Here is an 18,259-nt window from a genome sequence, read left to right as displayed (position 1 = left end):
AGGTACGGAATTGTCACGGTGCAGCATAATGACTATACCGTTGGCGAGGGGGCCGGGGGCCGGAATCACCGATCAAGTCCCGATCGGTTTCTCTATACTATCCCTGAGGTTTCCACCAACTGCCACCGTGACGCATCGAAATCGAACGAAAAGACGAAGAGGCCCGGACCAGCCATGACCGCACGCATTTTCAAGCCTGCCAAGAACGCGATGCAATCCGGCCGGTCCAAGACGAAGGAATGGCAGCTCGATTACGAGCCGGAGCAGCCGCGCTCGGTCGAGCCGCTGATGGGCTGGACGTCGTCCGGCGACATGAAGCAGCAGATCACGCTGCGCTTCCACAGCAAGGAAGAGGCGGTCGCCTATTGCGAGCGCAAGGGCATCGCCTACCAGGTCATCGAGCCGCAGGATTCAATCCGCCGCCCGGTCGCCTATGCGGATAATTTCTCGTTCCGCCGCGGAGAGCCCTGGACGCATTGAGGGGCGGGCGGCATCTGCTTCGCGGGCCCGCGTGAAGGAACGCCGATGGCCGAGAGGCATCCCGCCCGTACGCTCTAACGTCGCATCCGGTGCCGGGCCCCCGGGTCCTGCCCTTGGCATCAATTCCGCCACGTGCTTCGCTGCCTCGCGTGACGAGCTCATGGCGAGGCGGGGTATGGCGGGGCGTGACCAGCTCGACGGCGTCGATCTGAAGATATTGTCCGAGCTGCAGCAGGACGGGCGGGTGCGCAACAACGAGCTGGCACTGCGCGTCGGCGTGTCTGCGCCGAACTGCCTGCGGCGGCTGAAGTCGCTGTTCAGCCGTGGCGTGATCCGGGCGGTGCGCGCCGTCATCGACGAGCGGCGGCTCGGCTTTGAGGTGGTGTCGTTCGTCTCGATCCAGCTCGGCAGCCAGGCCCAGCCGGTGCTGGAGGCGTTCGAGAGCTCGATATCAGCGATCCCGCGCATCCAGCAGTGCTGGCGGATATCGGGCGACACCGACTATCTGCTGAAATGCGTGGCGCCGAGCGTCGAGAGCATGCGCCAGCAGCTCCTGCATTTCGCGGCGATGCCTGATGTGAAGAACGTCCGCAGCTTCCCCGTGCTGGGCGTCGCCAAGGATGTGCCGCTGCCGTTGCAGGAGGTCGCCGCGGCGGCCCCGGCAGGATAGATCGGAAATGCTCCCGCCAAATCAGAATTTCACGTAATCCGTATTTTAATGCATGAGTCACTCACCTAACTGTGACATGTGATTTGGGAAGCCCTGCAATGCGCTGAACCGTGATTGCCGGTTCCCCTGCGCCGCCTAAATGCGAGGTGCGAACCTCAGCGTGTTGGCATGCCGAGGCCTCTCTTTGTGAGACCCTGAAGCAGGAAAAGACACCATGACATCGAATTCGAAGACGTTCGTCGCATCCGCTGCGACGCTGTTTGCATCCGCGTTTCTCATGATGACCGCACCGGCTGCCAAGGCCGATGACTTCTGCATCACCAACGGCGCGCAGGCCGCTCACGGCTGCGGCTACCCGACGATGGAAGCCTGCCGCGCCGCGGCCGGCGGCATCGGCGGCACCTGCTCGCAGAGCGGCGGTGCGAAGGCCTCGAACGACGCGTTCGCCCAGCAGCCGAAACAGACCCACTCGCGCAAGCTCCGGCCGGGCGGCCAGACCAACTCGAACTAGCGCCGCCAGTCGAGACCGGTTCAGAGATGTTGCGGCCTCCGAGATCCAACTCGGGGGCCGCAATTCATGACGACCACGCAGCGCACGCGCTCGCTCACCGGTACCGGCCGCGAAACTCGCGCGGGGAGGTCCCGGTCCAGCTGCGGAAGGCGCGCGAAAAGCTCTTTTCGTTGCGGAAGCCGGCGATCTCCGCGATGCGCTTGATCGGCGTGCGGCCGCGCATCAGCTCCTGCTTGGCAAGCTCGAACTTTGCCTCTTCCTTGAGATCGCGCAGCGAAGTTGCCTCCTCGCGCAGGCGCCGGTGCATGGTGCGGGTGGACAGCGCCAGTTCGCGCGCGACGTCCTCGGCGCCGAGAATGCGCCCGCGCGCATTACGGAGCACGCGGCGCACGCGCTCGACCAGCAGCCGGTCGCGCCGGTAGGGCAGCACGGTCAGCCGCAACGCGCCCTCGAGCATGTTGTCGAGATCGGCCGCGCTGCGCGTGAGCGGCAGCGACAGATAGTGCTTGTCGAAGACGATGCTGGCGCGGTCCGCATCGAAGCGGACGGCCCGGCAGAAGATGGTCGGATAGACCGAGACGTGGCTGGGCTGCGGGTAGGGGAATTCAGCCGCGCGGAGCGCGATCTGGGAATCGACGGCCCAACACGAGAAGCCGAGCACGTAGCGGAACAGGGTGACCAGGCAGAACTCGCGGCAAGGCCCGAGGTCGCCTCGCTCACGGATCGACACGACCGCGGTCTCTTCGCCAAGCTCGAGATCGAGCAGCACATCCTCGGTGACCAGGCGGTGATGCCGGCACCAGCGCTTGAGTGCGACCTCCAGCGTCGGCGCGGTGATCGAGGCGCGGCACAGCATGCCATAGGTGCCCCAAGGCAGTCGCCGCGAGAACCAGCCGAGCGCCTCGTCGTCGAGCTCACGCATGGCATGGCCGGCCAGCGCCTCGAATTGGGCGGCGGTGACCCGTCCATCGGGAGAATTGACAAGATCCGGCGCGACCTGGCCCCGGTTCAATGCCTCCGCGGGATCGCGGCCGTATCGCTCATAGGCGGCGACCACGCCGCGGACGAAGGCGGCGGGGGTGACGGCGCGGCGCGGGATCGAGGTGGCGGCTTGAAAAGGCATCAGAAATCCCTCCTGAAAATCCTCGCCAAGTTTGGCGGAAAATGCAACCTTTTCGACTGCAAGAGGGCCGGGACCGGGCTAGGTTCGGTCCCCAAAATACGGAGGAATCGCCTTGAACATCCCGAGCATCGACTTCGATCTGGGCGAAGACATCACCATGCTGCGTGACACCGTGCGCGCCTTCGTGGAGGCGGAGGTCGCCCCGCGCGCCGCCGAGATCGAGAAGGCCAATCTGTTCCCGGCAGATCTGTGGAAACGCTTTGGCGATCTCGGCCTGCTCGGCATGACCGCGCCGGAGCAATATGGCGGGTCCAACATGGGCTATCTCGCCCACGTCGTCGCCATGGAGGAGATTTCGCGCGGCTCGGCTGCGGTCGGGCTGTCCTACGGCGCCCATTCCAACCTCTGCGTCAACCAGATCCGCCGCAACGGCAACGACGCCCAGCGGCAGCGCTATCTGCCGAAGCTGATCTCTGGCGACTATGTCGGCGCGCTGGCGATGTCCGAGCCGGGCGCCGGGTCCGACGTCGTCTCGATGAAGCTGCGCGCCGACAAGCGCGGCGACCGCTACGTGCTCAACGGCTCCAAGATGTGGATCACCAATGGCGGCGATGCCGACGTGCTGGTCGTCTACGCCAAGACCGATCCGGACGCCGGCCCGCGCGGCATGACCGCCTTCCTGGTCGAGAAGGGTTTCAAGGGCTTCACCCACGGCCAGCATCTCGACAAGCTCGGCATGCGCGGCTCCAACACCTATCCGCTGTTCTTCGACGAATGCGAGGTCCCCGAGGAGAACGTGCTCGGCAAGGTGGGCGAGGGCGTCAGGGTGCTGATGTCCGGCCTGGACTATGAGCGCGCGGTACTCTCCGGCGGCCCGCTCGGGATCATGGCGGCCTGCATGGACGCGGTGGTGCCCTACATGCACGAGCGCAAGCAGTTCGGCCAGCCGATCGGCGATTTCCAGCTCATGCAGGGCAAGCTCGCCGACATGTACTCGACCTGGCAGGCCACGCGTGCCTATGTCTACGCCGTGGGCCGCGCCTGCGACCGCGCCGACCACGCGCGCAGCTTGCGCAAGGATGCCGCGGCTGCGATTCTCTATTCCGCGGAGAAGGCGACATGGATGGCGGGCGAGGCGATCCAGGCGCTCGGCGGCGTCGGCTATACCAGCGAATTCCCGGTCGGGCGCCTCTGGCGCGACGCCAAGCTGTACGAGATCGGCGCCGGCACCTCGGAGGTTCGCCGCATGCTGATCGGTCGCGAGCTGATGGCCGAGACGGCTTAGATCCTGCACGCAATTGGAATTGCCGCGAGACTGGTCCAACCTGCTCGCGGCCTCTCGTCAGATCACCAGATACGCGGGACTTTCATGCCGCTCCATTCCAGCATCGATCCGTCTTCATCCGACTTTGCGCGCAACTCCGAGGCCATGCGCACGCTCGTCGCTGACTTGCGCGAAAAACTCAGCCAGGTCGCCGGCGGCGGCGGCGAGGTCTCGCGCAACCGCCACACAGCGCGCGGCAAGATGCTGGCGCGCCAGCGCGTCGATCTGCTGGTCGATCCCGGCACCTCGTTCCTGGAGCTGTCGCCGCTCGCGGCCTACGGCCTCTATGGCGGCGACGTGCACTCGGCGAGCGTCATCACGGGGGTGGGGCGCATCTCGGGTCGGGAATGCGTGATCGTCGCCAACGACGCCACCATCAAGGGCGGCACCTATTACCCGATGACTGTGAAGAAGCATCTGCGTGCGCAGGACATCGCGCGGCAGAACAATCTTCCCTGCGTCTATATGGTCGATTCCGGCGGCGCCTTCTTGCCGTTGCAGGACGAGATCTTCCCGGACGAGCGGCATTTCGGCCGCATCTTCTACAACCAGGCGCAGATGTCCTCACAAGGTATCCCGCAGATTGCGATCGTGATGGGCTCCTGCACCGCCGGCGGCGCCTATGTGCCGGCGATGTCCGACGAGAGCATCATCGTGCGCAATCAGGGCACCATCTTCCTCGGCGGTCCACCGCTGGTGAAGGCCGCGACCGGCGAGGTGGTGAGCGCGGAGGAGCTCGGCGGTGCCGACGTGCACTCGCGCCAGTCCGGGGTGACCGATCACTATGCCCAGAACGATGCCCATGCGATCGGCATCGCGCGGCGCATCGTCGGCACGCTGAAGCCGTCGGCACGGCCGAACCTGAACATGCATCCGCCACGCGAGCCGCTGTTTGCGGCGGAGGAGATCTACGGCGTGGTGCCCGTCGACGGCCGCAAGCCGTTCGACGTGCGCGACATCATCGCGCGCGTGGTGGATGGCTCCGAGTTCGACGAGTTCAAGAAACTCTACGGCACGACGCTGGTGTGCGGCTTCGCCCATATCTGGGGCTATCCGGTCGGCATCATCGCCAACAACGGCATCCTGTTCAGCGAGAGCTCGCTGAAGGGCGCGCATTTCATCGAGCTGTGCTGCCAGCGCGGCATTCCCCTGGTGTTCCTGCAGAACATCACGGGCTTCATGGTCGGCAAGAAATACGAGGCCGGCGGCATCGCGCGCGACGGCGCCAAGCTGGTGACGGCGGTCGCGACCGCCTCCGTGCCGAAGTTCACCGTCGTGATCGGCGGCTCCTACGGCGCCGGCAATTACGGCATGTGCGGCCGCGCCTACTCGCCACGCTTCCTCTGGATGTGGCCGAACGCGCGCATCTCGGTGATGGGCGGCGAGCAGGCCTCGATGGTGCTGAGCCAGGTCCGCCGCGACAACATCGAAGCCAAGGGTGACAGCTGGTCGAAGGAAGAGGAAGACAAATTCCGCGAGCCGATCCGCGCGCAATATGAGAGCCAGGGGCACCCGTATTACGCGACCGCGCGCCTCTGGGACGACGGCGTGATCGATCCGGCCGACACGCGCCTCGTGCTCGGCCTTGGCCTCTCGGCGGCATCGAATGCGCCGATCGAACCGACGAAATTCGGCCTGTTCAGGATGTGATGCGATGGACCGTTCCAAGCTCTACCGGCGTTTTCGCACGCTCCTGATCGCCAACAGGGGTGAGATCGCCTGCCGCGTCATCCGCACCGCCCGCGCCATGGGCCTGCGCACGGTCGCGGTCTATTCCGAGGCCGACCGCGACGCGATGCATGTCGCGCTCGCGGACGAGGCCGTGCTGCTCGGGCCCGCCCGGGCCCGCGACAGCTATCTCAATGTCGAGCGGCTGATCGAGGCCGCCCGGAAGACGGGGGCAGAGGCCGTGCATCCCGGCTACGGCTTCCTGTCGGAGAACGCCGATTTCGCGCAGGCCTGCTTTGAAGCGGGCCTCGTTTTCGTCGGCCCGACCGCCGAGATGATGAATGCGATGGGCTCGAAATCCGGCTCCAAAGCGCTGATGGAGAAGGCCGGCGTGCCGCTGGTGCCCGGCTATCACGGCGAGGCCCAGGACGAGGCGACGCTATCGAAGGCGGCGGACAAGATCGGCTTCCCCATCCTGGTGAAAGCTTCGGCCGGCGGCGGCGGCCGCGGCATGCGCATCGTGCGATCGGCCGCCGAGCTGGGACCTGCGATCGTCAGCGCCAAGCGCGAGGCTCTGGCGGCGTTCGGCGATGATCGCATGCTGATCGAGAAATATGTCGACAATCCCCGGCATATCGAGGTGCAGGTGATCGGCGACAGCCACGGCAATCTGCTCTCGCTGTTCGAGCGCGAATGCACGCTGCAACGGCGGCACCAGAAGGTGATCGAGGAGGCGCCGTCGCCGACCCTCAATGCCGCGCAACGCGAGACGGTCTGCGCCGCCGCGCGAAAGGCGGCCGGAGCGGTGAATTATGTCGGCGCCGGCACGATCGAGTTCGTCTCCGACGGCAAGGACGTGTTCTTCATCGAGATGAACACGCGTCTCCAGGTCGAGCATCCCGTGACCGAGCTGATCACCGGCATCGACCTCGTCGAGTGGCAGCTGCGCGTTGCCTTTGGGGAGGCGCTTCCTTTGAAGCAGGACGAGATCCGGCTCAACGGCCATGCCGTCGAGGCGCGCGTCTATGCGGAGAATCCCACCAAGAACTTCATGCCGTCGGTCGGGAGGATCTCGACCTGGCGCTTGCCGGCGGAAGCCGGAGGCTTGCGCATCGACGCCGGCTATCGCGAAGGCGATGCGGTCTCGCCGTACTACGACGCCATGCTCGCCAAGATGATCGCCTGGGCGCCAACGCGGGATGTCGCGATCGAGCGGCTGAATCGCGGGCTGGAAGAGTCCGACGTCCGCGGCATCGTGACGAACATCCCGTTCCTGTCGGCGCTGATGACGCATCCCAAGGTGCGCACGAATGCGATCGACACCGGCTTCATCGAGCGCGAGCTGGCGGTCCTGACACAGGTTGCACCCGCACCCGGGGAGCTCGAGCTTTGCGCCGCGGTGGCTGCGATCCTCAATGACGAGCAGCAAGCCGCACGTGCGCAGGCGAACTCACCCTGGCAGACCTTCGGCTGGCAGCCGGTCGGCCGCCGCCAGCGCAGCTTTGCCTTCCGCGTCGGGCACGGGCCGGAGCAGAAGATCACGCTGAACTACGGGAGTGGCCCCGCGACGCTGGTGATCGGCGAACGGGAGCTGGCGTTCACGACCGCGGCGAAGGAAGGCGGCTTCGACTTGACGCTCGACGGAGTCAAATCGTCAGTCGCGGCCGTGATCGACGGCCATGAGCTTTACTTGCGCACGCGCAACGGTCGCTTCGACCTGCACTGGGTGGATCCGTTCGGCGGCGAGAGCGAGGAGCAGGCTGGCGAGGACAAGATCGCGGCGCCCCTGCCGGGCACGGTCGTCGCCGTGCTCGCCGAGGAGGGAGCGAAACTCGAGAAGGGCGCGCCGATCCTCACCCTTGAGGTGATGAAGATGGAGCAGACGCTGCGCGCGCCCTTTGCCGGCGTGCTGAAGTCGATCAAGTGCAAGGTCGGCGACATCGTCCAGGAGGGCGTCGAGCTCGCCGTGGTCGAGCCTTCGGAGGAGTGACATGAGCGACGAGGTCCGCATCATCGAAATGGGGCCGCGCGACGGTCTCCAGAACGAGAAGACGCCCGTCAGCGTCGAGGCCCGCATCGCCTTCGTCGAGGCGTTGGTCTCGGCGGGGCTCAAGACGGTCGAGGTCGGTGCCTTTGTCTCGCCGAAGGCGATCCCGCAGATGGCAAGCTCGGACGCGGTGCTGCGGGGCGTCGGCCATATCAAGGGCGCGGAATTCCACGTGCTGGTGCCGAACGAAAAGGGGTATGACGCTGCGCGCGCCGCCGGTGCGAAGGTCGTCTCGGTATTCGCAGCGGCTTCCGAAGGTTTTTCGCGCGCCAACATCAACTGCACGGTCGCGGAGTCCATCGAGCGGTTCAAGCCGGTGCTGGCGCGCGCCAGGGCCGATGGCATTCCGGTGCGCGGCTATATTTCCTGCGTGCTCGGTTGCCCCTTCGACGGCGAGATCAAGCCGAAGGCGGTTGCCGATCTCGCCAGCACGCTGTTCGAGCTCGGCTGCTACGAAATCTCGCTCGGCGACACCATCGGGGTCGGCACGCCTGAGAAGGCCAAGGAGATGCTGCGTGCGGTTGCGGCCAACATTCCCGCAGCCAAGCTCGCGATGCATTTCCACGACACCTACGGCCAGGCGCTCGCCAATCTCTATGCCGGGATGGAGGAGGGCGTCCGCGTCATCGACGCCGCCGCCGGCGGCCTCGGCGGCTGCCCCTATGCGCCGGGCGCGACCGGCAACGTCGCGACCGAGGACGTCGTCTACATGCTCGAGGGCATGGGGATCAGGACCGGCGTCGACATGGACAAGCTGCTCGCGGCCACCAACGCGATGAGCGGCGTGCTCGGCAAGCCGCCCGTGAGCCGCGTGGCGTCCGCGCTGAACGCCAAGCGGAAGCGGGCGGCTTCTTAGTTCTCGTCATTGCGAGCGCAGCGAAACCATCCAGTTCGTAGGGTGGGCAAAGGCGCGTAGCGCCGTGCCCACCATTTCAAGGTTGCCATAGAAATGGTGGGCACGCTTTGCTTTGCCCACCCTACAAAAATGCGCGGTCAAGCCGCCTTCAAGCCGACATCCGGCAGGCGCGGCCGGTTCTTGAGCGCCTTGGCCATCATGGCCTCGACCTCGGCCTTCTCCTGCGGTAGCAGCGCAAGGCGAGGCGGGCGGGTCAGCGCGGTGCCGCGGCCCATGATGTGCTCGCACAGCTTGATGCACTGGACGAGGTCCGGGCGTGCATCGAGGTGCAGCAGCGGCATGAACCATTCGTAAAGCGGCATCGCCTCGGCGAATCGCCCGGCCTTCGCCAGGCGGAACAGCGTCTCGCCCTCGCGCGGAAAGGCGTTCGACATGCCGGAGACCCAGCCCACGGCGCCCATGGCGACGCTCTCGACGATGACGTCGTCGAGGCCCGCGAACAGCACGAAGCGATCACCGACCATGTTCCTGGTGTCGATGAAGCGCCGCGTGTCGCCCGAGGAATCCTTGAAGCAGACGACGGTCTCGACATCGGCGAGCGAGGCCAGGATGTCGGGGGTGACGTCGTTCTTGTAGATCGGCGGATTGTTGTAGAGCATGACCGGCAGGTCGGTGGCGCTGGCGACGGCGCGGAAGTGCGCGGCGGTCTCGTGCGGCTTGGAGGAATAGACCAGAGCCGGCATCACCATCACGCCGTCGATGCCGATGCGCGCGGCTTCCTTGGCGGTCTCGACCGCAAAGGCCGTGGTGAATTCGGCGATGCCGCACAGCACGGGCACGCGGCCGGCCGCGACCGACTTCGCGGCTTCCATGATCGCGATTTTTTCCTTGCGCTCGAGCGAGGTGTTCTCGCCGACCGACCCGCAGACGATCAGGCCGGAAACGCCGTCGCGGATCAGCCCGTCCATGACCCTGGCGGTCGCGTCGATGTTGAGTGACAGGTCGTCGTTGAACTGGGTGGTGACGGCCGGGAAGACGCCTTCCCAGGAGATGCGTGGGCTCATTGCTTGGCTCCGATTGGAATTGAGCCGGCGGACCGTTCGATCCGCCGGGCATTGACGTGAGGGCGATGGATGGGATCAGAGCGTCGCGCCGACCTTGCGCAGCTCGGCGAGAACGGGGGCTTTCGGCAGCCAGATCTTGTCGAACTCGGCGATGACGGCCTCGGTGTCCTTGGCGTCGACCTGGCGGATCGGGATCGGCGCCTTCTTGAAGTTCTCGACCAGCGCGGGCTCGTTGCCGGCAAGCTCGTCGATCTGCGCGTCCAGCGTCGTCTTGATCGTCTTGGCGATCAGTTCGCGATCGGCTGCGGGAAGCGACTGCCAGACCCGCCCGGAGACGACCGCCGCCATCGGCATGAAGACGGCGTTCATCTGCAGGATGACCTTGGACACCTTGTCGAAGCGCTGATTCCAGGAGAATTCGAGATCGGCTTCGAGGCCGTCGACTTGGCCGTTGGCCATGGCATCGAACACCTGCGGCGTCGGGATTGGCGTCGGGGCGGCGCCCAGCGAAGAATAGAAATCGCGATAGACCGGCGTCGGATTGATGCGCAGCTTCATACCCTTGATGTCGGCGAGCGAGTGCAGATCCTTGGACGAGAACACGGCGCGCATGCCGGTGATGCCCCAGCCGAGCCCGATCGTCCCGGTTTCCTGCGGCAGCACGTCGAACAGCTTCACCGCCGCGGGATGCCGCACGAACTTCGCGACCGAAGGCGTCGAGCGAACGATGTAGGGCGCGTTGATCGCGGCGATGTGCGGCACGCGCGAGCCGAGCTCGGCGGCCTGGATAAAGCCCATGTCGAGCGCGCCGGATTGCAATTGCTGCATCATCGCGGTTTCGTTGCCGAGCTGGCCGGAGTGGAACACGGTCAATGTCAGCCGGCCGTTGGTCGCGGACTTGAGATCCTCGCCGAATTTGAGCGCGGCCTTGTTCCAGGAATGGCCATTGGGCGTGATCAGGCCGAGGCGGAATTCCTTGGCCTGGGCGAGCGCCAGCGATGGGGCAAATACCGAGGCGGCGGCACTGGCGGCGAGAAAGCGGCGGCGTGTAAGCGACATGGTTGGGCTCCTATTGGATGGCCTATTTGACGAGGATCAGCGAGAGCGAGGGATAGAGCGAGAGCAGCACCAGCAGGACGCAGGAGATGACGAAGAAGGGCAGCGTCACCATGAACATCTTGCCGGGCTTGGCGCCGGTGACGGCGGCCGCGACGAAGAAGCAGAGCCCGACCGGCGGCGACAGCAGGCCGAGCACCAGGTTGATCACCACCACGACGCCGAATTGCCGGGGGTCGATGTGATAGATTTCGGTTGCCACCGGCAGCAGGATCGGCACGGTCATGATCAGGCCGGGAATGCCGTCGATCACCGTGCCGATCACCAGCAGGATCACGTTGCAGATCAGCATGAAGCTGACCGGGTCCTTGGCGACGGTCTGGATCCAGGCGGCGGTCTCCTGCGGCACCTTGCCGAAGATCAGGACCCAGGAGAACACGGCGGCGGCTGCCACCAGGAACAGCACGATCGCCGAATAGATGGCGCTGCGCAGCATCATCTGCGGCAGCTGCGAGAACTGGAACTCCCTGGTCCAGTATTTTCCGACCAATGCCGCGGCGACCGCGCCGACAGCCGCCGATTCCGTGGCGTTGGCGAGGCCGCCGAGGATGGTGCCGACGATGACGATCGGGATCAGCAGCGTCGGTGAGGTCCGCAGGATCGTCATGACGCGCTGGCGCGGCGTCTGGTAGTCCGCGCGGGGATAGTTGTAGATGTATCCCATCAGCGCGATGACGAGGCAGAACATCACGGTGAGAATGACGCCGGGAACGATGCCGGCGATCAGCATGTCGCTGACCGACACCTGTGCGAGCACGCTGTAGACCACGAACATCACCGACGGCGGGATGATCGGGCCGAGCATGCCGCCATAGGCGGTCAGCCCCGCTGCGAAGGTCTTGTCGTAGCCCTTCTTCTCCATCTCCGGGACCATGATCTGGGCCATGATCGCGACCTGGGCCGTCGCCGATCCCAGGATGGAGGAGATGAACATGTTGGCGAGGATGTTGACGTAGGCGAGACCGCCCTTGAGCGAGCCGACGAAGGCCATCGCCATGTCGACGATGCGCCGCGTAATGCCGCCGCCGTTCATGATCTCGCCGATCAGAATGAAGAGCGGGATGGCGATCAGGCCGTAGCTGTCGACGCCGCCGAACAGCTGGAGCGGGTAGGATTGGAACAGCACCGGATTGCCGGATGCCGCGATGTAGACGAGGCCGGCAAGGCACAGGCACAGGCCGATCGGCACGCCGACCAGCATGAACGCCATGAAGGCTGCTGACGTGATCATCAGTTGACCCCGTCCAGCTCGGAGAGCTGAAAGCCTTTCGGCGCCTTGCGCGGGACCAGCTCGAGATCTTCCAGCAGATTGGCGAGACCGTGAATGGTCATCGACACCGCGAAGATCGGCAGCGTCAGATAGAGCACCCAGGTTGGCCAGTTCAGCGTCTGGGTGCGCTCGGTGTAGAGGAAGTTGAAGGTTTCGGAGGCGAGCTTGCGCCCGTCGAAGCCGGCGCGGGCGAGACCAACGGGGTCCATCCAGAGCACACAGGTGACGATCAGGGCGACACCGAACACGACGACGAGGCCGGTCGAGATCACCTTGGCGATCTTCTGGTGCTGCGGCGACAGCCGCTCCGTCAGCATCGTGACCGCGAAGTCGAGCCGCAGCCGCGTCATCGCGGAGGCGCCGATGAAGGTCAGCCAGACCACGCAATAGACCGCGGATTCATCGATCCAGTAGATCGGGAAATGCGAGTAGCGGGTGACGACGTTCACCAGGATCAATCCGGTGAGCAGGTACATCAGGCCCATCAGCGCGAGGCGCTCGACCGCGAGCAGGCCGCCCGACATCCGGACGATCGTACGTCGGAGGCTGAGCGCGCGCGTGGCCGGCATGGTCTGCTCGATCATGAAAGAGGCCCAACCCCCGAAGAATTGTCGTGCGATTGCCAAATGTATAATTTATACATTTTGGGAGTCAAACGAAGTTTGCGGTCATTTCCGCGGCAGGGCGCGCTTTTGCTGGGCACTTTGCTTTTGTGGAGCGTCTGGCTTTTGCCGGGCACCTCGACATGCAAGACAGGGACCGCGTCGGCCGAACGAGTCGGGAAGGACAGCAGAAGGTCAGATGAAACAGCCTCTGAAGCATCGCACCCTGTCGGCTGCGATCGTCGACCAGCTCCGGCAGGCGATCCTCGACGGCACCTATCCGGCCGGATCGCAGCTGCGCCAGGACGCGCTTGGGGATGCTTATGGCGTCAGCCGCATCCCGGTGCGAGAGGCGCTGTTCCAGCTCGAGGCGGAAGGCCTGGTGCGGATCGTGCCGCAGAAGGGCGCCATCGTCTCCGAGCTGTCACTGGACGAGATCAACGACGTCTTCGACCTGCGCCGCATTTTGGAGCCGCGATTGCTGGCGCAGTCGGCGCCTCGCTTCGGCGCGGAGGATTTCGAGGGGCTCGACGACATCCACAAGAGCTTCGAAAAGGCGATCAAGGCGCGCAATGTCAGCGAATGGGGCCAGCTCAACGCAGACTTCCACATGGCGCTCTACGTCCACGCGCCGCAGCCCCGCACGCGCGCGATCGTGCTGTCGCTGCTCCAGACCAGCGACCGCTACACGCGCCTGCAGCTTTCCAACACCAAGGCGATGGGGACCGCCGAGAAGGAGCACGCCCATCTGATCGCGCTCTGCCGCGCGCGGAAGGTCGAGGAAGCCTGCGGGTTTCTGGAGCGGCACATCGAGGCCGTGCGCAAGGACCTGTTGCAGGTCGTGGCGGCGGCGCCGAAGTCGCGGGGGAAGGAGAAATCGTAGGGTGGGCAAAGGCGCATTTGCGCCGTGCCCACCAAACGGTGAACGTCTGCGACAGATGGTGGGCACGCTTCGCTTTGCCCTCCCTACGATAGCTTGCCTACCGGCTCCCGTCCGGTCCCATCACGAGGTCCGGCAGCCAGGTCGATATCCCCGGCACGAAGCACAGCAGCAGCACCGCGAGCATCATCAAGAGCACGAAGGGCAGGGTGCCCCAGATCACCTCGCGCAGGGGAATGTCCGGCGCGACGTTGCGAATGACGAAGATGTTGAGACCGACGGGCGGGTGGATCAGGCCCATCTCCATCACGATGGTCATGACCACGCCGAACCAGATGATGTCGAAATTGGCGGCGCGCAGCGGCGGCAGGATGATCGGCGCGGTCATGAGAATGATCGACACCGGCGGCAGGAAGAAGCCGAGCACGACCACCATGACGAGGATGGCGAACAGCAGCTCCCAGCGCGGCAGGTGCATCGCGACGATGGATTCGGCGACCGATTGCGAGATGTGCAGATAGCTCATCACGTAGGAATAGAGCAGTGACATGCCGATGATCATCATCAGCATGGTCGATTCCCGGATCGTCGACTTCATGATGGGGGCAAGGTCGCTCGGCCGCCACACGCTGTAGATCGCGGCGATCAGCGCCAGCGCGAGCAGGCCGCCGAGCCCCGCGGTCTCCGACGGCGTGGCGTAGCCGCCATAGAGGGCGATCATGACGCCGGTGAGCAGCAGCACGAACGGGATCACCCGCGGCAGCACGCTGAAGCGCTCGGCCAGCGTATACTCGTCGCGGGTCAGGATCGCGGCCTCCGGGCCACCATTCTTGTAGGCCGCCTCGGCCGCGGCATATTCCTGGCGGAAGCGGATCACGGCGTAGGCGCCGAACAGCGTGACCAGCAGGAGGCCGGGCCCGATGCCGGCGAGGAACAGCCGCCCCAGCGACTTTTCGGCCGCAACCGCAAACAGGATCATGGTGATCGAGGGCGGAAGCAGGATGCCGAGCGTGCCGCCGGCGGCGATGATCCCTGCGGCAAAGCCGCCGGAATAGCCGCGCTTGCGCATCTCGGGGATGCCGGCCGAGCCGATCGCCGAGCAGGTCGCAGGCGAGGAGCCTGCCATCGCCGCGAACAGCGCGCAGGCGAACACGTTGGCGACGCCGAGGCCGCCGGGCACGCGATGCAGCCAGGCGTGCATCGCCGAGTAGAGATCCTGGCCGGCGCGCGATTTGCCGATCGCCGCGCCCTTCAGGATGAAGAGCGGAATCGACAGGAGCGTGATCGAGGCCATCTCCTCGTAGACGTTCTGCGTGACCGTATCGAGCGAGGCCGAGGGCATGTAGATGCCCATGAACACGACGGCGACCGCGCCGAGCGCGAACGCAATCGGCATGCCCGAGAACATCGCCAGCAGCGTCGTGATGCCGTAGGCGAGGCCGATACCGAAAACGCTCATGGCCGCTTGGCTCCGGCGAATGGCAGCGCAAGCTGCACGAGGATCTGGATGCAGAGCAGGCTCATCCCGAACGCCATCAGTGAATAGGGAATGGCGAGAGGCGGCGACCACATCGAGTTCGAGACCTGGCCGTCGACATAGGCCTCATGGGCGAGGGTCCAGGATTTCCAGGTGAAGAAGGCGCAGAACAGGAACGTGGCGGCGTCGACCAGCCAGAGCCGGATCCGGTTCGCCAGCGGCGAGAGCAGCCCGACGAAGGCCTCGATGCCGATATGGCCGCGGTTCTGCTGCACGTAGGCCGCCGTCATGAAGGTCGCGCCGACCAGCAGGAACACGGCGGCCTCGTCCTGCCAGTAATTGGCGGCTTTGAACAGAGCGCGGCTGAGCACGCTGTAGCTCAGGATGGTGCAGGCCGCGACCAGCGCGATCGCTGCGAACACCACGATGATGCTGTTGAGGACGGCGAGACCGCGATCGATCGCTGCCGCAGGGCCGGTCCCTGCGGCAGCGCTCGTCTTGTCGTCGCGATCCGGAAGCGGACCGTGACTCATGCCGCGACGTCGATGGCGAGCTTGAGCAGGTTTGCCGCGGTCGCCGTCTTGGCGCTGTAATCCTTCCACGCGGTGTCGCGGGCGATGTCCCGCCACTTGCCGACGGTCGCGGCGTCGAGCGCGGAGACCTTGGCGCCGGCCTTCTCGTAGACCTTGGCGACCTCGATGTCGTCGTCCTGCGCGCCCTTGCGGCCGAAGGCTTCGAGCTCGGTGCCGACCGCGACCAAGATGTCCTGATGGTTCTTCGGCAGCTTGTCGAAGATCGCCTTCGACATCATCAGGGGCTCGAGCATGAACCAGTAGGAGGTGCCCGCGCCCGAGGTCAGGGACTTCGCGACCTCTTCGAGGCGGAACGAGATCAGGCTGGTCGAGGAGGTGATGCCGGCATCGCAGGCGCCGGTCTGCATCGCCGCGTAGATTTCGTTGGAGGGGACCGACAGCACCGAAGCCCCGGCGGTCTGAAGCACCATGTCCATCTCGCGCGAGCCGCCGCGCACCTTCATGCCCTTGGCATCTTCGGGCGCGACGATCGGCTTGGAGCGGCTGGCGACGCCGCCGGCCTGCCAGACCCAGGTGAGCAGGATGATGCCCTTGTCGGCGAGGAAATCGGTCAGCGCCTTGCCGACCGGCTCCTTCTTCCAGCGCAGGCCCTGGTCGTAGGTGGTCACGAGGCCCGGCATCAGGCCGATATTGGTTTCCGGCACCTCGCCGCCGGCATAAGGCATCGGATAGAGGCTGATGTCGAGCGCGCCCTTGCGCATCGCTGAGAACTGCGCGTTGGTCTTGATCAGCGAGGAGTTCGGATAGATTTCGGCGGCGATGTCGCCATTGCTACGCTTGCTGACCTCGGCGGCGAACATGCGGCAGAGCCGGTCGCGGAAATCGCCCTTGTCGATGGTGCCGCCCGGGAACTGGTGCGAGATCTTCAGCGTGGTCGCGGCGTGCGCCGTACCGGTGCCGAAGCGAAGGATCGCGGGCGCAGCGACGGCGGTCGCGAGCAGATGGCGGCGCGTGAGCATGGCGTGATTTCCTCGGACGATTCTTGTTTGTGTGATTTCGGTCTAGTCCTTCAGACCAGCAGGTAGGCCCATCCTAGCCGGTCTTTCACCCGATATTCTCTCATCTGATAGTTCGAGACCGAACGTCCGGGCAAGTGCTGGCCGTGCTGCGCTGCACACTTCCTGGTTGCGAGCCCGGAAGTACGTTGAACGAGAAATAGGGGAAGGCTCACCGAAATTTGTCGGCGGCGGCGTAACAACGCCGGCTGGCGACCCGTCAGGATTGAATAGCGGCGTCCGTCGCTGACAAACTCCATCTCGAAGGGAAGTTGAACCATGACCATTCGCACCCGCATCGTGCTCGGCCTCTCGGCTGCCGCTCTCTCGCTCGGCCTCGCTTTTGCCCCGGCCGCCTTTGCTCAGGACAAGATGGGCAAGGATGACGGCATGATGAAGAAAGACACGATGTCCAAGGACGGCATGATGAAGAAGGACACCATGTCCAAGGACGACGGCATGAAGAAGGACCACATGTCGAAGGACGGCATGAAGAAAGACGACGGGATGATGAAGAAGAATTGATCGTCGTCGTGGTCGCGCAGCGCCTGCCTCGGGCAGGCCGCGCACTCTCCAATTCCGGCGGCGGCCTTTGAGACCGCCTCCGGAACGGTGCTTTAGTTCAAGTTCAATGGGGCGCTACGAGCGCACCCTACTTGTTACTTGACTTGTTACTTGCGCTTCGCCTTGCGGGCGGCGTAGCGCGCGTCGCGTTTGGCCTTTTGCTCGGCTTCGATCGCAGCCTGTCTTTCGGCGGCTTCCTGAGCCTCGCGCGCGATCCGTTCGGCTTCGGCCGCCTTGGCTTCTTCCTCGAGGCGCTTCTGCTCGGCCTTCTCCGCCTCGCGCGCAGCCTTCGCCTCGGCGCGCTTGGCCGCGAGAGCCTCGCGTTCAGCACGGCGCGCGAGCACCGCCGGATCGTCGGGGCCCGGTTGCGATTTGAATTTGTTCAAAAGATTTTTGCGGGCTTCCTGCGCCGCCTTTTGCCGGTCTGTGAAGCCGGGTTCCCTGAATCCACTCATCTACGAGCCTTGTCTTCCTCGCTTTCGATCCTACATCCGTGCCTGTTGGTACGTCGGCTGGGCATAGCAGGCGCCACGCGACGCTGTAGCGTGTACATCGGCGCGCGTCGCGAAGCCACCCATAATCGCAGCCGATCAGGTCAACGAAAAATCGCCCCCCTCCCGACGATCTCTCGTAGCCCGAAAAAACTGCTGAATTGTGATGTCCCTCATAAGGGAGCACGAGCGCGACGCCTAGCGTCCGCCCGGAACGAGACGGAGCACGGGCATGATGACCTTCCGACCGAGCCTGAAGGCGCTCGCAATCGCCTTCGTCCTGGCAGGCGTGACCGGCGCCGCAGTGCTGTTCGCGCGCCCGCAGACGGTCGAAAGTGCCGTGCTGGGGGCGGACTGGGAATGCAGCCAGACCGCCTTCGTACTCACGACCTGCGCACCGCGGGTCCAGCGGGCGATCCCGGCCGTCGAAACCTCACGCAAGGACGCGACCCCGCCGCCCCGTGGCTGAATTCGGGCAGGCTGATCCGGATGTGACGCGACGCCGCAGAGGTGATAAAGCCGGCTCGC

Annotated in this window: 19 protein-coding genes; 10 read left to right on the top strand and 9 right to left on the bottom strand. The window is 65.1% G+C overall.

Annotation, left to right across the window (positions count from 1 at the left end):
• The first annotated feature begins 174 nt into the window (after positions 1 to 174).
• The 3 genes from ABIA42_RS14715 (at position 175) to ABIA42_RS14705 (ending at position 1,661) form a co-directional block, all read left to right on the top strand.
• On the top strand, positions 175 to 480 hold the full coding sequence (locus ABIA42_RS14715; protein ID WP_014495449.1) for an ETC complex I subunit: 306 nt from the start codon (positions 175 to 177) through the stop codon (positions 478 to 480).
• A 175-nt stretch (positions 481 to 655) separates the two neighbouring features.
• Entirely contained in the window at positions 656 to 1,150 is a 495-nt protein-coding gene (locus ABIA42_RS14710; protein ID WP_271528460.1) for an Lrp/AsnC family transcriptional regulator, read from the top strand.
• A 214-nt stretch (positions 1,151 to 1,364) separates the two neighbouring features.
• Complete coding sequence (locus ABIA42_RS14705; protein WP_028176449.1) at positions 1,365 to 1,661, top strand: DUF3551 domain-containing protein; 297 nt, start codon at positions 1,365 to 1,367, stop codon at positions 1,659 to 1,661.
• A gap of 94 nt (positions 1,662 to 1,755) precedes the next feature.
• Here the strand turns inward: ABIA42_RS14705 and ABIA42_RS14700 are convergent, their stop codons facing one another.
• Complete coding sequence (locus ABIA42_RS14700; RefSeq protein ID WP_370112786.1) at positions 1,756 to 2,784, bottom strand: AraC family transcriptional regulator; 1,029 nt, start codon at positions 2,782 to 2,784, stop codon at positions 1,756 to 1,758.
• A gap of 112 nt (positions 2,785 to 2,896) precedes the next feature.
• Between ABIA42_RS14700 and ABIA42_RS14695 the strand changes: the two genes are divergently transcribed.
• From ABIA42_RS14695 to ABIA42_RS14680, 4 genes are all read left to right on the top strand, one after another.
• On the top strand, positions 2,897 to 4,069 hold the full coding sequence (locus tag ABIA42_RS14695; RefSeq protein ID WP_370112788.1) for an isovaleryl-CoA dehydrogenase: 1,173 nt from the start codon (positions 2,897 to 2,899) through the stop codon (positions 4,067 to 4,069).
• An 84-nt stretch (positions 4,070 to 4,153) separates the two neighbouring features.
• Positions 4,154 to 5,758 (top strand): carboxyl transferase domain-containing protein, encoded by a 1,605-nt coding sequence (locus tag ABIA42_RS14690; protein ID WP_370112790.1) that lies wholly within the window; start codon positions 4,154 to 4,156, stop codon positions 5,756 to 5,758.
• Between the two features lie 4 nt (positions 5,759 to 5,762).
• On the top strand, positions 5,763 to 7,766 hold the full coding sequence (locus ABIA42_RS14685; protein WP_370112792.1) for an acetyl-CoA carboxylase biotin carboxylase subunit: 2,004 nt from the start codon (positions 5,763 to 5,765) through the stop codon (positions 7,764 to 7,766).
• 1 nt (position 7,767) lies between these two features.
• Positions 7,768 to 8,679: a hydroxymethylglutaryl-CoA lyase gene (locus ABIA42_RS14680; protein WP_370112794.1), complete on the top strand. Its 912-nt coding sequence runs from the start codon at positions 7,768 to 7,770 to the stop codon at positions 8,677 to 8,679.
• A gap of 137 nt (positions 8,680 to 8,816) precedes the next feature.
• Here the strand turns inward: ABIA42_RS14680 and ABIA42_RS14675 are convergent, their stop codons facing one another.
• The 4 genes from ABIA42_RS14675 to ABIA42_RS14660 all read right to left on the bottom strand — a co-directional run bounded on the left by ABIA42_RS14675 (position 8,817) and on the right by ABIA42_RS14660 (position 12,698).
• Positions 8,817 to 9,743 (bottom strand): dihydrodipicolinate synthase family protein, encoded by a 927-nt coding sequence (locus ABIA42_RS14675; RefSeq protein WP_370112796.1) that lies wholly within the window; start codon positions 9,741 to 9,743, stop codon positions 8,817 to 8,819.
• Between the two features lie 75 nt (positions 9,744 to 9,818).
• Positions 9,819 to 10,802, bottom strand: a complete 984-nt coding sequence (locus ABIA42_RS14670) for a TRAP transporter substrate-binding protein (protein WP_370143785.1) — start codon at positions 10,800 to 10,802, stop codon at positions 9,819 to 9,821.
• A 22-nt stretch (positions 10,803 to 10,824) separates the two neighbouring features.
• On the bottom strand, positions 10,825 to 12,090 hold the full coding sequence (locus ABIA42_RS14665; RefSeq protein WP_370112798.1) for a TRAP transporter large permease: 1,266 nt from the start codon (positions 12,088 to 12,090) through the stop codon (positions 10,825 to 10,827).
• On the bottom strand, positions 12,090 to 12,698 hold the full coding sequence (locus ABIA42_RS14660) for a TRAP transporter small permease (protein ID WP_271528478.1): 609 nt from the start codon (positions 12,696 to 12,698) through the stop codon (positions 12,090 to 12,092). Before ABIA42_RS14660 ends, ABIA42_RS14665 begins: the two co-directional genes overlap by 1 nt.
• Before the next feature lie 232 nt (positions 12,699 to 12,930).
• On the opposite strand from ABIA42_RS14660, the gene ABIA42_RS14655 reads away from it, so the two are divergent.
• The gene (locus tag ABIA42_RS14655) at positions 12,931 to 13,614 is read left to right on the top strand and encodes a GntR family transcriptional regulator (protein ID WP_370112800.1); all 684 of its coding nucleotides are present in this window, start codon (positions 12,931 to 12,933) and stop codon (positions 13,612 to 13,614) included.
• A gap of 97 nt (positions 13,615 to 13,711) precedes the next feature.
• On the opposite strand, the gene ABIA42_RS14650 is transcribed toward ABIA42_RS14655, so the two are convergent.
• From ABIA42_RS14650 to dctP, 3 genes are read right to left on the bottom strand one after another with little or no spacing between them, the layout of a single operon-like run.
• Positions 13,712 to 15,070 carry a TRAP transporter large permease gene (locus tag ABIA42_RS14650; protein ID WP_370112802.1) on the bottom strand — a complete coding sequence of 453 codons (1,359 nt, stop codon included), beginning with the start codon at positions 15,068 to 15,070 and terminating at the stop codon, positions 13,712 to 13,714.
• Complete coding sequence (locus ABIA42_RS14645; RefSeq protein ID WP_370112804.1) at positions 15,067 to 15,621, bottom strand: TRAP transporter small permease; 555 nt, start codon at positions 15,619 to 15,621, stop codon at positions 15,067 to 15,069. Before ABIA42_RS14645 ends, ABIA42_RS14650 begins: the two co-directional genes overlap by 4 nt.
• A complete protein-coding gene (gene dctP / locus ABIA42_RS14640; protein WP_370112806.1) occupies positions 15,618 to 16,640 on the bottom strand; it encodes a TRAP transporter substrate-binding protein DctP in 1,023 nt (340 codons plus the stop codon). The genes ABIA42_RS14645 and dctP overlap by 4 nt, the downstream gene beginning before the upstream one ends.
• A gap of 315 nt (positions 16,641 to 16,955) precedes the next feature.
• Between dctP and ABIA42_RS14635 the strand changes: the two genes are divergently transcribed.
• A complete protein-coding gene (locus ABIA42_RS14635) occupies positions 16,956 to 17,201 on the top strand; it encodes a pentapeptide MXKDX repeat protein (protein WP_028176436.1) in 246 nt (81 codons plus the stop codon).
• A gap of 146 nt (positions 17,202 to 17,347) precedes the next feature.
• Here ABIA42_RS14635 and ABIA42_RS14630 read toward each other — a convergent pair whose 3' ends face one another.
• Positions 17,348 to 17,695 (bottom strand): DUF6481 family protein, encoded by a 348-nt coding sequence (locus tag ABIA42_RS14630; protein WP_319332616.1) that lies wholly within the window; start codon positions 17,693 to 17,695, stop codon positions 17,348 to 17,350.
• A 268-nt stretch (positions 17,696 to 17,963) separates the two neighbouring features.
• Between ABIA42_RS14630 and ABIA42_RS14625 the strand changes: the two genes are divergently transcribed.
• Positions 17,964 to 18,200 (top strand): hypothetical protein, encoded by a 237-nt coding sequence (locus ABIA42_RS14625; RefSeq protein WP_370112809.1) that lies wholly within the window; start codon positions 17,964 to 17,966, stop codon positions 18,198 to 18,200.
• Positions 18,201 to 18,259: the final 59 nt, after the last annotated feature.

The sequence above is a fragment of the Bradyrhizobium sp. USDA 327 genome, from assembly GCF_041262065.1.
GTDB lineage: Bacteria > Pseudomonadota > Alphaproteobacteria > Rhizobiales > Xanthobacteraceae > Bradyrhizobium > Bradyrhizobium liaoningense.
Note: the sequence above shows the minus strand (reverse complement) of the source record. Positions and strands in the feature narration are given on the sequence as shown.